9 protein-coding genes and 1 tRNA gene are annotated in these 14,689 nt (G+C 43.0%); 4 read left to right on the top strand and 6 right to left on the bottom strand.

The features are described from left to right. Positions 1-75 precede the first annotated feature (75 nt). From I6E61_RS07450 to I6E61_RS07435, 4 genes are all read right to left on the bottom strand, one after another. Positions 76-882: an OmpA family protein gene (locus tag I6E61_RS07450; protein WP_197132506.1), complete on the bottom strand. Its 807-nt coding sequence runs from the start codon at positions 880-882 to the stop codon at positions 76-78. An 85-nt stretch (positions 883-967) separates the two neighbouring features. After that, complete coding sequence (gene tagF, locus I6E61_RS07445; protein WP_197132504.1) at positions 968-1,948, bottom strand: type VI secretion system-associated protein TagF; 981 nt, start codon at positions 1,946-1,948, stop codon at positions 968-970. Then, positions 1,945-5,994, bottom strand: coding sequence for a type VI secretion system membrane subunit TssM (tssM, locus tag I6E61_RS07440; RefSeq protein ID WP_197132500.1), 4,050 nt, complete (start codon positions 5,992-5,994; stop codon positions 1,945-1,947). The genes tagF and tssM overlap by 4 nt, the downstream gene beginning before the upstream one ends. Positions 5,995-6,061: 67 nt before the next feature. After that, positions 6,062-7,756, bottom strand: a complete 1,695-nt coding sequence (locus I6E61_RS07435) for a hypothetical protein (RefSeq protein WP_197132480.1) — start codon at positions 7,754-7,756, stop codon at positions 6,062-6,064. A 429-nt stretch (positions 7,757-8,185) separates the two neighbouring features. Here I6E61_RS07435 and I6E61_RS07430 point away from each other — a divergent pair, with 429 nt between their 5' ends. The 4 genes from I6E61_RS07430 (at position 8,186) to icmH (ending at position 12,343) form a co-directional block, all read left to right on the top strand. Further along, positions 8,186-9,220, top strand: coding sequence for a M15 family metallopeptidase (locus I6E61_RS07430; RefSeq protein ID WP_320158577.1), 1,035 nt, complete (start codon positions 8,186-8,188; stop codon positions 9,218-9,220). Between the two features lie 43 nt (positions 9,221-9,263). Beyond that, positions 9,264-9,932 carry a hypothetical protein gene (locus I6E61_RS07425; protein ID WP_197132477.1) on the top strand — a complete coding sequence of 223 codons (669 nt, stop codon included), beginning with the start codon at positions 9,264-9,266 and terminating at the stop codon, positions 9,930-9,932. 9 nt (positions 9,933-9,941) lie between these two features. Beyond that, on the top strand, positions 9,942-11,288 hold the full coding sequence (tssK, locus tag I6E61_RS07420) for a type VI secretion system baseplate subunit TssK (RefSeq protein ID WP_197100844.1): 1,347 nt from the start codon (positions 9,942-9,944) through the stop codon (positions 11,286-11,288). Positions 11,289-11,530: 242 nt separating this feature from the next. Next, on the top strand, positions 11,531-12,343 hold the full coding sequence (icmH, locus tag I6E61_RS07415; RefSeq protein WP_197132474.1) for a type IVB secretion system protein IcmH/DotU: 813 nt from the start codon (positions 11,531-11,533) through the stop codon (positions 12,341-12,343). A gap of 278 nt (positions 12,344-12,621) precedes the next feature. Here the strand turns inward: icmH and I6E61_RS07410 are convergent. Together I6E61_RS07410 and I6E61_RS07405 are read right to left on the bottom strand one after the other, a co-directional pair. Beyond that, a tRNA-Asn gene (locus I6E61_RS07410) sits at positions 12,622-12,697 on the bottom strand. Between the two features lie 289 nt (positions 12,698-12,986). Next, a complete protein-coding gene (locus I6E61_RS07405; protein ID WP_197132470.1) occupies positions 12,987-14,189 on the bottom strand; it encodes a pyridoxal phosphate-dependent aminotransferase in 1,203 nt (400 codons plus the stop codon). Positions 14,190-14,689 lie beyond the last annotated feature (500 nt).

Raw genomic sequence — 14,689 nt, 5'->3', positions numbered from 1 at the left:
CAATGGCATCATGTTTTTTGAGCGCTGGCATCAAAACATAAGTGCTTGTCTGCCATTATCACGCGTACAGCCGTGTTATTCAGCGAGGGTAAATTCGATACGGCGATTACGAGTACGTCCTTCTTCATTGTCATTACTAGCGATGGGGTCTGCGTCCCCTTTACCCGTAGTGCTGAGACGTGCTGCACTGATGTTTCGACCGATGAGGTATTGTTTGACCGCTTCGGCACGCTTATTTGATAACACCAAGTTCGAACTTGGGTTGCCGACATTATCCGTATGTCCAGTGATGGTCACGGGCTTATCACCGACTCGCTGTAACACGCCTGCCATATCGTCCAAAATACCAAGCCCCATGGGTGTTAGTGTGGTGCTACCTGATTCAAACTCAACGATACGATTGCCTAAGGTATCGTCGAGGAGACGTTGTTCCCCCTCTACGACGACCAGTTGGTTGTCCAATTGATAGAGGTCGGTTAGACGGGTATGAATGCGATTTTGGATCGCTTGTTTTTGTTCAAGACTGCTTACTTTGCCATGTAAGCTAATGGTCGTACCATGGATATCGATACGACCTTGGCTAATATTAGAGATGTCGCTATCGATAATAGCAGTGGCTACCTGTTGCCAATTAGTCGGTATACTAATATTCGAGCGCACTTCGATCTCGTCTCTGACCGTTTTATTGGGATATTGTGCTTTTAGTTTTTCGAGAAGCTGCTGCTTGTCTGAGCTGGTCGCGACCACCCCTTTGATGACGACAGGCGAGTCTTGAGCTGCAAAGACAGCCGCACTGATAGGAAATATCATCGCGGACACTAATAACAGTTTTTTGGAGTGACCAGCAAGCTTAGATGGTAATATTTTGGAGAGGACTTTCATTGAAGTGCCTTTTAATCTTTATATTATTGAGCAGTTATTAAATACAGAGGCCTGACATACACGGTCATCAGTTAATCATGAATCATCATTGTGCCAAAAAGGTTTTTTTAAACAATTGCCTAGTATCATACAGGTAGAGACTGTCTTGTAACAAGACTTTATTGAAGCGGGTCAGACCGATATCTTCTTCAATATATCCTTGTGTCCAGTCACTATCAGCGATGACAACCCAGCCTTCAGGGTAGCTGTCCTCACTCTCCGATATTTGACTGAGTATATGCCCGTCAGGTTTCGTAAAGCTCAGTAGCAGACGATAGCAATTAGAAGCACGGTAGAGATAGGTGTTCAGATAGAGTTGATGTGGTTGGTAAAACCCACTGATCAAATCATGCCAAAAAGTAGCCATATTTATCGAGGCAGCTCTATCAGAAGTGAGTGACCAACAGATAGCCTTGTTCAGACCATGAAAGCCTTTCGTGAATGTCGGTAAAAACAACAATCCAGTCGCGATAATTTGCTGTATCAATTGCGACTTGTCGATTTTCATCAATATGGCGATATCGTGTAGAGTCGTGGTATTGATAAAATCGTAATAGTGCGTACTGGCATTATTGTCAATCGTGAGCTGGCTATGACCGAGATATTCCATCAAGTCAGTGCTGTCTGTCTTAGACTTGGCTATGCTTATAATTTCGTAAGTCTCATTCCAAATGCTAGCAGACTTAATGGGCAAATAATTCATCCAACTCTTGGGTTTGTCGATATGTAGTACACCGAAGCCTACCAACGGATAGTTTCTCTCACTACTATCATGACTGGGAATCAAGACGCCAGTGATAATTTCATTGGTTCTGGTATCCACATGACTAAAGTTTAAAAAAGCCGTTTTATTGGTCGTTGTCTTGTCTACTAATCTGTCACTGAATAGTGTTTCCGAGCTTGCTAGGGCTTTACTGACCCACTCGTCAATCGCGTTGGTCTCTGAGATATGAGCACGTGCCCGCACAAAGTCTCCGCGTGCAGGCAGCTTGCCAAAATATACTAAAGGTAAAGATTCAGGAGTCATGGGGCTTGCTCCTGAGTTTCTGCTTCGGCTGAGTCATTATCCGTAGAGGTGTTATTCGCAACAGGGCTATCAGTTTGCGCATTACTAGCATCATTGGTATCAGTAGTAGGCGTCAAGTTCAAGGCGTTGGATGGCGTCGTAGATGGTGTATTATTCTGCCCACCACTTGGCGTTGTCGTGTTGGTTGTTGAACCATTGGTAGGCGTACTATTATTGGCAGCATTGCTATCAGCAATAGGGGCTGCCGTACGTGTGACCCCAAGAGCGATAATCTCATCGGGTAATTTCATACCATTAAATGGATTGGTAGAGCGACCCTGAGTAGCATTGCTGCTATTACCACTAATGATTCTAAAGCGTACAGAGATAGTGATGCCGTCACCTGACCAAGCCATCTCAAAGATATCGTCGCCAAGTTCAGTACGTCTTGCACTATTGATGAGGCGTTCTACACCGAAGCTACCAGCTTCTTCAAAGACGGTAAAGTCTCTGCCATCATAGTCCTTAGCTCGAATGCTCGCACCAGGCTGGCTGCTTGGGTTCGGCCATACAAAGGTCGTCCAAGCTTGGGTACCCATGCGGTAGCGTAGCTGCTGACCATCAACCACAATCGTATACTCGGTCAAGCCGCTGACGGGTAGTGGCATGATTTGGAAAGTAGTTTGATTAGTAGAGCCACCATTGCCAGCGGCACCTGTCGTTCCAGAAGTATTGCTACCCGTATAGTTAGTAAAGTAACGGCCAAAATCAGCGACAAATTTTGGGTTAAGGCCTAGGCCTGCACCATTCCAAATCTTACTAGAGATTTGGTCACCACGGCGAATGATAAAGGGCGACAACGTCTCGTTGACGAATTTTGCCACATAGCCGTCTTCACCAAAGAACTGACCAATCTCTGCGGGTGTTGCCTCTAAATTTGCATTGGCAGTAAATGGATATTTCTTTTCTAAATTATCGAGGAAAGGCTTACGTACTTGTGCTTTCCAGACTTTATTAATCTCCGCTTTAGTGGGCGTCAATAGCATATTAAATGAGCGAGTTAGTGGCTCACTTAATAACGGTCGAACGAGTTTTTTGATTTCAGAGTTGGCTTGGCTGAGTATCTGCTCGTCCAAAATCTGTAGAGATTTGGTCAACTCTGAACCGTCAGGGCTGAGGGTCTGCGAAGCAAATAACAGAGCATCAGGACCGATATCATCACTACGAGCAATATTATTAAAGCGCGTTCTAACATCACCTAAACTCGCCAAATAGTTGTCCAATAGCGATAGGTCTTGATTGTCTTCTCTTGGTGTTACCAAGGCATGTATAGAAGAGAACTCTTGAGCAATTACCCCTGATGGTGCTTGTGCTGTAGGGGTCGCTGCGTTACTGGTGCTACCATTGTTGCCTAGCGCTGCTTCTGCCTGTCGCAGCTCCGCAGGGCTTTGACGCAGTATGGTCTGCTTAAACCAATTGACAAATGAGCGACGAGATTGGCCACCATTGGCTGCTGCTGGATTGGCTGCCTGATTATCCCATTGTGTCTGACGATCGACGGTCTCAAACAGTGTCTTTAATGGTGACTCTGTGGGGTTAGACAGCTGATTCAACAGCACAGCATGGTCATCGAATCCTTTGCTATCACGAACATATACTTGCGATAAAAACCGTTTCCACTCGCTGATGTACTCTTGCTTATAACGGTTGACCAAATATTGTCGAATCTGTTCAGGACTGCCTGTTAATGTAAGATCATTCTGGCTGCTGGTTGCTAGCACCCAGTCATCTGCTACCACTCTAGTAGTAGCGGCTTTGTCTATCTCATCACTGACAAAAGAGTCCCATGCTTGCTTGGTAAAAGTACCCGAAATCACGTAGCTGCCCAGTAGCGCTTCACTGTTGGTGTCTTGCGTAATTTGGGCAACGGTAACGGATGGGAAGCGGGCAGAGGAGCGCATTTTAATTTCAGAGTAGACACGATCACGAGCAGGTTGACCTTTGCTGACTTTCGATAGATTGGTACGTGTTTTGTCTACCAAACCCAAATCATTTTGGATGAGTGGAAAGGCAGGGTCATCGGCATGAGACAGTGTGAAACTCAAGATACGCTCAGCTTGGCGAATCATTTTGTCACGTGGCATATCTGCACGATTGGCTTCAAGCCAGTTACGCCAAAATCGTGTCATCTGATCACTCAAGTGACTGGTCTCTAAGTTGTCATGATTGCCAAGCATGAGGTAGGCTTTGAGGGCATTGTAAGCATCTTCAACATCCGTAGGATCTGACTGAATGTAGGCATCATTAGTCGCGGCTTCAGCGGCATCGTCAGTGGTTGAGTCCTCTGTACGCACTTCTAGCTGGTCAGTATTGGTGTTCACCTCGGTCAAAAACTGTTCTATGTTTTGTTTGGTGGGTGCCAAGACGATAATGCTGATACCGTTGTAGTACTCTGCTAGCAGTTTGTCTTTGAGTTTGTCACCTTGATACAGACCAAATCTCAAAGATAGCGGCTTGTCTTCTTCATAACCCTCAAGTTGCTCTATTCTGCTTTGTAAGATATTAAGCGACTCAAGCTGAGACTGTAGGTCGCCATTAGCGTTCTTTTGTAGCGCTGCGACTTGTTGTAAGTCAGCCACGACGCGTTCAGTGAGCTGTTTGTTGTTGGCATAAGACCACGTCCATAGACCAGCTGCCGCGCATAGTGTTACGACAGCTGCTAAGGTTGCAATCGCACGGTGACTGCGTCTATTACGGTTTTTGTGCTGCTTGACCAAATGCTTGTCTTTTAAAATAACTTTTGAAAATAGGTCTTGTAAAAAATAAGGCTTGTCTGCAGCCTCTTGCTGCGCATTGAGCGGGATAGCAGGTGGACGTAAGTCGTAATTCTGCATCATTTGCAGCGTCATTTGACTGCTAACTTGTCCCTCTTGCAATGCGCTCGTAAAGTAAAACCCACGAAGGATAGGTTTAAACTGAAAAGGGTTGTCCTCAAACAGAGCATGCATCAGTGTTCGTATCATTGGGCGTAATGACTGAAACTCCATAGGAAATGTCATCAAGCTAGGAGATACGGTCCGCTGATGACGTAAAGATAATTTCGTTGTACTCAAATCCTTTAGACCATTTACCAATATGCCAAAATGCTCTTCGAATACATCGGTCATGTTGATGTTATCTGGATCTTCAGGGTAGGGGATGGTCGCACCCCATACTTGATTACGCTCCTCTTGCTCATAGTCATTAAAGAAGTCACGAAAGCCCGAGATTAAATCCATCTTGGTAAAGACGACGTAAACCGGTGCATAGACTTCTAGCTGCTCAGTCAAATCTTGGACACGGCTACGTAAGTTTTTGGCCAAATCTAATGCATAGTTTGGGTCGTTTTTGGTCAATTCAGCGATACTAACAGCGATAATAATGCCGTTAATCGGTGCTTTAGGACGGTTCTTTTTGAGTAGGCTTAAAAACGACAGCCATTCTGAGCGATCTTCTTCATAAACAGAATAGCGCCCTGCAGTATCAAGTAAGATTCCTTCAGTTGAAAAGAACCAATCACAGTTACGTGTACCGCCGACCCCTTTGACAGACAGCTTGTTGGTTTGCTCCATAAATGGGAATTTTAAGCCAGAATGCAGTACGGCTGAGCTTTTACCTGCTGCTGGATTACCAATGACCATATACCAAGGCAATTCATACAATGCTGCTTTGCCCGTTTGATCACCGATCTTTGATTTGCGAATGGTTTTGATCGCATCTTGCATTTGCTGACGTAGCGCTTGTACTTCTTGGGTGTTTTCATCTTTGGCTGTAGGAGTGCCATTTTCAATGGTACCCTCACCGCCATTATCTTCTACCAAATTTGCCAGCTCATCTGAGGCTTTTTTACGCTTCTTCCACAGATAGTAGGCAAGCGCTCCTAACACCGTAAAGGTGATTAGGACGCCAATAATAATGAAAAAGGTTTTGATAGGGACGTAGTCGTATAGCAAGACTAAGGCGACTATGATACCCAAGGCCAATAGCACTCTTGGGTTATAGATAAGATGAAAAAACCTTGAAAACATGCGTGCTACCTAGTGTGGTCTTAAGATAATAAAATGAGTATTTTCGATAGTAAAGCCTCAACAAAAGCTATGATTCAGACTGCTGAGAGGCATCTGCTAACCAAAGCATGGTGCAATTCTTATGTTGAGTAATTAAAAATACGCTGTCTGACTCTTGTTGGTCATTTTCGACTAAGTCTACGAATAGCGATAAGCTAATAAATGGCTTTAACCAGTGATTCAATGGCATATAATGCCCTAAATGACGTTCGTTTACTAGAGCGCCTTGCGCTATAAATGCGTCAAGAAAATTCATGTATACCGACATGTCATAAGGTTGGTTTGATGGATTAATGTCTGATATGGCCATAATGCTGAGGTCTGATAGTGCAACATTAGTTTTGGAATCAGCATCATCTGCTTTTGTTGTGGGTTTGTTGACAGGATTTAGCGCTGCCGTATTGGTTGGTGATAGTGATAGCTTATTATCGATTAATATTTTTTGGATTGTTGTTAGATGATTAAGATAGCGACGATTATTACTTATATGATTAGAGGTATGAGATTCCTTATCTCTATCGTTGGCTTTGGGAGTATCTATCTCGGTTAATAGAATACTAGTACTCATCTCGATATTTAGTAGATCTTGTGCCGCTTTATTAAAAAATACTAGCAGAGCGCCAGCCTCAGTAGGAATAATGTTGGCCGTTTGATTGGAATACAGATGAGAGTCCAACCATTCCTCACTAATTTGCGAATCTGCAATGAGCATCAAGCAAATGTCAGGGGTAGCAGACTGCGACAAGGAGATGATATGCCTATTGATAAACTCGGCAGGATTGGCCGTTGTCGTTTCGCTTACTCTATCACTTGTTGCATCGGTATCGTCAGTCGCGATAGTCGTAAAGGAGAGTGCGGTTTCGGGAATACCGTAGGTCGCTAACTGTTCTGTTATTACTGAGATAAGAGATGCTGAGTCAGCGCTGGCAGGCAAGCACAAATAGATAGGCAAGTTGGACAGACGGACAGTAGGAGCGGTCGCCATTGTCTCATCGCTATTGCCTTCTTTGGCACTAACTAAGTAATGCTGCTGCCATTCGGGATGAATATGGGCAGCCGAGTTGGACTGCATATTGTCTTTCTGATGATGTTGATAAAAATGTTCAGCGAGTACGGACCATATCTCATCGCTCAAAGTAAGCTGCTCATGAATCAATGAGCACAAGCGCAAAGTTGTATCATTTAATACGGCCATACGCTCTGATCGTGTGTCGTCTTCATCGGAGGTGTCAATATCCCAGTCCGAGTCTTCCAGATCCTTAGATATATACTGATATGGTAGCGATGCTGCATCGGTAAGTCTGGTAATCGGTTTTACTAGTATCGGCAGACCATCGAAATCTGTCAGCTCATCACTTAATAGTGTTAGGTCTTCGTCGTTGTCAATAACTTCAGACCAGCTATCTCCTTCAGGCAGGCAAACACGGCTAAATATAAATACTTGATAAGTATCGGGATTTTTGGCGCTTGCCTTTTCGCTTGATACGCCATCAAGGGAGTCTGAGTTTTTGTTGGCTTGCTTATCTAACTTTTTTTGCCACCATAGGAGTGCCATGATAGTGCCAAGTAACAATAAAGGAATAGCAACGAACCACAGTAATAAGCCAGATGAAGTCAGCTGTCGGGCATTGTCTTTAAAGTACATCCAAACCAAAATGAGATAAATGCCCAAAAATGCGCCTAAAATAAAGCGACTGTACGACAGTATTTTTTTTACAGCCACTTATCTAAACTCCCTATTTGTTGAGTTGTTATCATCATTGTAACTACGTAGACAAACTTACTAGGCAGTATTTTAGGGTATTCACAGACTTCTTTCTACTATATTTGATGACTTTATTTTACTTATATGTCATTTGCTTATGAAGGGAGTAAGTAATCGATGGCCGTCTGCTCAAACAGGAAATATCTATAAAAATAAGGTAAATAAAGGGTTATAAGTGATAGTTTATAAGATAGTCTGAATATAAAATGGCTTATAAAGAAAAAAGTAAACGGAAAGATAAGAAAATTAACGTAATTAAGTCAGCTTTGTTTTAAACGGTGGATATTTATCTATATAATACTTACGCAACACTAATAATAAACGCCTGTTTGTTTTTATTTCCATCGTCTTAACTATCGCTACTGCTTCCTTATGATTTACTGGACTGTGTCTGCATTTACTATTGTCTCTATCATCATGATTATCATGCTGTTTGATAGGCAGCTGTGTGCGCGACTGTTTAATAAAGTAGCTGTTCGTTTTCAGCGATTATTCAGATTCAAAATTAAGCGCTCATCTATCAAACCACAATCAAAACTGCTCCGTTCTCGTATCCGGCAGCTGAGCAGTATGGTTTCGCGTATCGATGTCTCTCGTGTCCCAGTCATATCAGCATTGTCGGTATTGATTGTCATGGCAACCGCTGGTCTCTGCTATGCACTGATTAACAATCACTCGTTGGCGGTATACCATGCGAAAGATACCGTACCCAGCACTGCCAGCACACAAATCAGCCAGTTACTGATAGGAGAGCGGTTGCGTCCGCCACCAACGCCACCAGAAGAGCTGTTTGATGAGCTCGATGCTGAGATTGCAAGTTATCAAGCCAGTAAAGCGGATGTCGACTATTGGCCGGATGCCCAGACGGATGGAAGTCAGATAAATAGACCTCTTATGATGCCTGAACCTGACCTGTCTAACGTAAATGCGCTAGATCATAGCACTGGCTATTCAGGTGACATGTTGGCTTCGCATTTGAGTGGTGGTCATATCAACATCAAGAATGCTGACCGTAATTGGAAAAAGATGAACTCGGAATTTGTTCAACGGCTGTTGACTGTGTATAAGGTAATGAGTGATCAGTATGGCTATGATATGGTGCTTTTAGAAGGTTATCGTAGTCCTGAAAGGCAAGGCAGACTGCTCAAAAAAGGAACGCATGTGACAAAAGCAGGCTCATATAAGAGCTATCATCAGTTTGGTTTGGCAGGTGATAGTGCCTTTATCAGAAACGGCAAGATTGTCATAACTGAAAAGGATCCTTGGGCGATGCGGGGTTACAAATTATATGGTAAAGTAGCCAAGTCTGCCGGACTTGTGTGGGGTGGTGACTGGCGCATGATGGATCTAGGACATGTTGAGCTGCGTAAAAAAGGCGTACTTGGTCGGCCAGAAATGGCAGAGCTTTTGACCAGTCAATGATGATAATAATATCTCAAGGTAAATTGAAAATATGAACAGATGTATGACATTGCCGACAGCATTAATAACCACGGTCTGTTTGCTAAGTGGCGTGCTCACAGGATGTAGCACGGATAGATTTAGTCAATCAAATGATAAAACCTCTGAACTGGCTGGTGAGTCTGGCATTGGTGACAAGATAAAAGATATGATTAGCAGTGACAATGATGATTTACAGAGCCTCAAAGGCCAGTTAGAGAAGCAGCAACAACAGTTAGAGACAATGCTTAGTGAGCAGCAGGCGTTGCAGCAACAGCTAAAGCGTCAGCAGATTACATTGACTATTAAGCCATCTGCTAATGCCAATGCGGGACGCGCAACGCAGGGTACAGCGAGTACTGCTTATATTGCGTTTTTGGAAGAAGAAAGTGAATTCACTGACATCGAATCGCTAGCAGCGAAAGAGGTCAGTGTCGTGCCCAATCGTGAGAGTAGTTTGACATTGAATATTCCACAAAACGCACGTTTTATCGCAGTAAAAGTGGGATTGAGATATACCAAAAAGCGCTCACAGTTCCTTATTCCTATTACCAGCCTCAACTTTGATACCCCACTTACTCTGAATATTGGCGCATGTGATGTGAGTATCGTAGAAGGTATCAGCCCAGAGCAGGCACCCACATTTACCACCAAACTTAAATATTATCAGCAGCCGCTTGTCAGCTGTTCGTAGGAGATTGTCTTGAGTAAACACAAAGTACTATGGGGCGAGGGGCTATTCTTACGACCTCAGCATTTTCAGATTCAAGACACCTATCATGACTCGCAGCGAGCGTTGAGCATGATGCTGATGCATCCCTATGCTTACGGTGTATCGGATGTGCAGATCGACAAGCAACTTTTGGAAAGCAACCTATTAAGCTTTCAGAGTATTTATGCTGTACTGCCAGATGGCACGATATATCAGGCTCCCCGTACCGATACGTTACCAAAAGCCATTACGCTAGATACTCAAGACAATGGCGATGAAGTTTTTGTATTCTTGAGCTTAGAGATTGTCCATAGTGGTGGTAGTAATATACAGACAGACCACAGTGACAATCCCGCTCGCTATGTCAGAGGTGCTGTTGAGGCGCAGGATTTGTACAGTCAAGCCGCCGAAGCCGTTATTGATGTCGTTAAGTTATCACCTAGCTTACAGCTAAGTCATTCTGTGCAAGCGCCTAGTCAAGATACTGTATCTCTACTGGTTGCTAAGCTAGTGCGTACGACCCAAGGTGTTTATCAAGTGGACGATGATTACATCGTGCCGAGCGTACATATTACGAGTAATGCTGCGCTTGTGAGTCAGGTCTATCGTTTGATGACTATGATTAATACCAAGTCTACTTCGCTGTACGATCATCATCGTCAATCCAACAATGACTTACTAGAATTCCGATCTTCAGATATTGCTTCCTTTTGGTTGTTACATACACTGAATACGGCATATTCTCAGTTGAGTCATTTGTATAACAACGCTAAATTACATCCAGAGCGCCTCTATGAAGCGCTGCTAAATGTGGCCAGTCAGTTAGCGACTTTTAGCTCATTATATAAAGTAGGTGATTTGCCTGCTTATCATCATGATAATGCCAATGAGTCATTTGTGAGTATTATTCTGATCATTCGTGAGCTGCTTAATACGGTCATTGCGAGTAACTTTATATCGATTCCATTGCGTCAGAATAAGCCGTCTTACTATACTGGTGAGCTAGGCAGTGACAAGATTACGCGTGGCTCACAGCTGTATCTGTCTATTAGCTCGTCGCTACCAATGCATGAGCTCATCGATATCGTACCGCGCCGCTTTAAGATTGCGACCCCCGATTCAGTAGAGAAACGAGTCTTATCCGCGCTTCCAGGCTCACCTGTGTCACACGTCACTCAAGTGCCTAGTGCGATACCTGTGAGACCTGGATTCAGCTACTTTACTATTGAGCCGGTAGGTGAGCTGTATGACGAGATGCTAAAGTCTGAATCTATCTGTATCTATGTGCCGAATGGCTTTGATGACTTAAAAATTGAACTGATGGCTATCGTGCAGTAGTCTCTTTAATCGCTACTATCGTTTTCAATTTTGAGTGCAGCTTTATATAAACAGGCAAAGTGATTCTACTTAACGATTATCTATCAATGTATTTATATACCAATGTATCTATTAGTCTATACGTCAACAGTCGTTAAGGATTTCTATTCGTCAGTGCTTTTAAGTTAGTATTCGAAAACCAGCATTCGCAAACCAGCATTTACAAATTAGTATTCGCAAAATAACAAGCATTAGGAACAATCATGTCAGGGAATAATTCAACGGGTTCTGCGCCTTCGCTATTAGATTCAGGTGAGGTAGCCTCAAAAGTCTCAGCAACGGGCCTTGATAAACGTATCAGCAGCCAGTCGCTGGTTGATATCATGTATGACGGTTTTTATTTGGTGTTTTTACTGCGGAATCATTATTTCAGTACAGAGCCACGCAAATTTCGTCAAAAAATATATGATTTTTTAGATAAATTCGAGATGAATGCGCGCAAAAAAGGATTTCTGTCAGAAGATGTCCATGAAGCCAAGTACGCGTATTGTGCGTTGATTGATGAAACAATTATGACATCGCAAGAGCCAGAGTTTCAAACTCTCAAAGATTCTTGGGAGCTCAATCCGTTGCAATTGGATTTGTTTGGCTCACAAGTCGCTGGTAATGAGTTCTTCGACCGTCTAGATGGGCTGCGAGAGCAGGGGGAGAAACGTCTGCCAGCCCTAGAAGTTTACCACTACGCAATGCTGCTTGGTTTTCAAGGAAAGTATCGTTTAGAAGCACCTGAAAAAATCCGCTATCTTATCTCACGACTAGGTGATGAGATTGAACATCTACGCGGTAACAAAAACGAGTTTTCACCATTTTGGGCGATTCCTGATCAGATCAAACATACGCTTACGAGCGAAACGCCATTATGGATTATTTTGGCAGTGATGGCGGTATTATTGACAGTGATATTTGCAACCATGTGGCAATTTACCAATAGTTTCTCTAACGAGCAGCTGTCCGCCTATGATAATGTGATTCAAGAGAACAAAGAGCAGGCTCATATTTCGATTTTCTTACCTTAATGACAGCTATGCTGTGGTAAGTATGTAGAAGCTCTGAATAGATTCTACGAGCAGACAGCAATATAAGAAGGGCATTAGTATGGTTACTATTTTATATAGCGACTATTACTAATGCCTTTTTTGTGCGCATAGTATCTATTATTTGAACTGTATTGTCCGTCTTGCATATGTCGATTAAGAAAATAGCAGACATAAAAAAACCCTCATCAAATTGATGAGGGTTTTGGCAAATGCCATAATCGAATTAATAATAATTCAAAAAATTTACTACTAAAATGTGGCTCTCCAACCTGGGCTCGAACCAGGGACACACGGATTAACAGTCCGTTGCTCTACCAACTGAGCTATTGGAGAATAGGTTGCAAGTATTAAACACTCTTACAACGAGCTTAGAAAGTCTCTAACGAGTTCTTGCTAAGTGGGGCGTATTCTAGCAAAGATAAGAAATACGTCAAGCTTTTTTTGCATAATTTTCAAAGTTTATTATTTTAATTAGCTAATAAGGCATTTTTCGAGGTTTTTTCCCCAAAGAACTAGCCATTGCTAGGTGAATAAAAAAGACGCCACATACTCTCTATCTGGCATCTTCTCTAAGTGCTATCTTAATCTATCAATATATTTCTGAGCTTATCGCCTTTGAAGTTTATTCAGCAACGTCTAGATCCGCAACTGCTTGTTCGATACGTGACAATGCATCCTTTAGTGTGGCTTCATCAGTGGCGTAAGAGATACGCATGTAACCGCCAAGGCCGAATGCATCACCAGGTACGACTGCCACGCCAACCTTGTCTAATAACCATGCTGAGAACTCCGTGCATGACGACAGGCCAGCCGCTTTGATGAGCGGTACGATATTTGGATATACATAGAATGCGCCATCAGGACGCAGGCAAGTAATACCTTTAATGGCATTTAGGCCATTCACGACCAAATTACAGCGCTTCTCGAAAGCCGCTACCATTGGTTCTAGTACGCTTTGATCGCCACTGATAGCCGCTTCGGCAGCGACTTGACTGATAGAAGCTGGGCATGAGGTGGATTGTGATTGCACCTTTTTCATCGCACCAATTAGTTTGGCAGGCCCGCCAGCATAACCGATACGCCAGCCTGTCATGGCATAGGCTTTTGAGACGCCGTTCAAGATGATGGCGCGGTCTTTTAGCTCAGGTGCAGCATTCAAAATATTGTAGAACTTATCACCTGTCCAGCGGATATGCTCATACATATCATCTGAGGCTACATAGACTTGCGGATGCTTCTTTAAGACTTCAGCAATGGCTTTTAGCTCGTCTAACGTATAAATCATACCCGTTGGGTTAGAAGGGCTATTCAATACCAACATTTTGGTTTTATCGGTGATAGCTGCTTCTAACTGGTCGGCAGTGATTTTGAAGTTTTGCTCAGCAGGGCATTTGACAATGACGGGTACACCTTCTGCGATTATGACCATGTCAGGATAGCTGACCCAGTAAGGCGCAGGAATGATAACTTCGTCACCTGGATTGATAAAGGCTTGAGCAAGGTTAAAGAATGATTGCTTACCACCGGCCGATACTAAGATTTCATTAGGTTCATAGCTGATGTCATTGTCACGCTTGAATTTCTCAATAATGGCTTTTTTTAGCTCTGGCGTGCCATCAACAGCAGTGTACTTGGTGAAGCCATTATTAATGGCGTCAATCGCTGCTTTTTTGATGTGCTCTGGTGTATCAAAGTCAGGTTCGCCAGCGCCTAAGCCGATAATGTCTTTGCCCGCAGCCTTCATCTCTTTGGCTTTATTGGTAATGGCCATAGTCGGTGACGGCTTAATGCTGTTGACGCGGTTAGACAGTTGTATCTCGCTCATGAGGTATCCTTTTTATATTAGAGTGGCGTGGGTGAACAGCTGATATTGATTATATAACGTGTTGCATGAAACCAGTACACAACGTTGTAGGCGTGTCGAAGATGAGGTGGTTTTTTAAGCCGTTAAGACTATAAATAATACTCAATAATAAATGTGCTTTGACTGTAATATTGTAGCATCTAGGTATTTTGCTGTCCCAAGACACTAGGTTATGTCATCAACTCGGTCGACATTCAATTGATAGTTATATACATGAGCTAACAATGACTAAATTTTGCAAAATAGCTGCTTAGCGGTTCTATGTTATTCGCACTATATTGTCTGCGCTGTTTTTCTCTTCTAACTAACCTCTATCTAATTTTCACCAATATTTTATAGAATGAGGGTGGTGTCTTAATAATAGGAATTAATGTCATTATTCATAGCATTATCATTGACTAGATAAACCGGAAAAATTTGTACTCTTATACGTATTTTAATTGCGAAGTCACAACAATAAA

It is taken from the genome of Psychrobacter sp. NZS113 (genome assembly GCF_015864825.1).
Taxonomy (GTDB): Bacteria; Pseudomonadota; Gammaproteobacteria; order Pseudomonadales; family Moraxellaceae; genus Psychrobacter.
This window is presented reverse-complemented; position numbering and strand designations above follow the sequence as displayed.

Bases quoted from the DNA above. Each gene is read 5' to 3' on its own strand.
- tssM (WP_197132500.1), bottom strand. From the start codon at position 5,994: ATGTTTTCAAGGTTTTTTCATCTTATCTATAACCCAAGAGTGCTATTG.
- icmH (WP_197132474.1), top strand. From the start codon at position 11,531: ATGTCAGGGAATAATTCAACGGGTTCTGCGCCTTCGCTATTAGATTCA.
- I6E61_RS07405 (WP_197132470.1), bottom strand. From the start codon at position 14,189: ATGAGCGAGATACAACTGTCTAACCGCGTCAACAGCATTAAGCCGTCA.
- tagF (WP_197132504.1), bottom strand. From the start codon at position 1,948: ATGACTCCTGAATCTTTACCTTTAGTATATTTTGGCAAGCTGCCTGCA.
- I6E61_RS07425 (WP_197132477.1), top strand. From the start codon at position 9,264: ATGACATTGCCGACAGCATTAATAACCACGGTCTGTTTGCTAAGTGGC.
- I6E61_RS07450 (WP_197132506.1), bottom strand. From the start codon at position 882: ATGAAAGTCCTCTCCAAAATATTACCATCTAAGCTTGCTGGTCACTCC.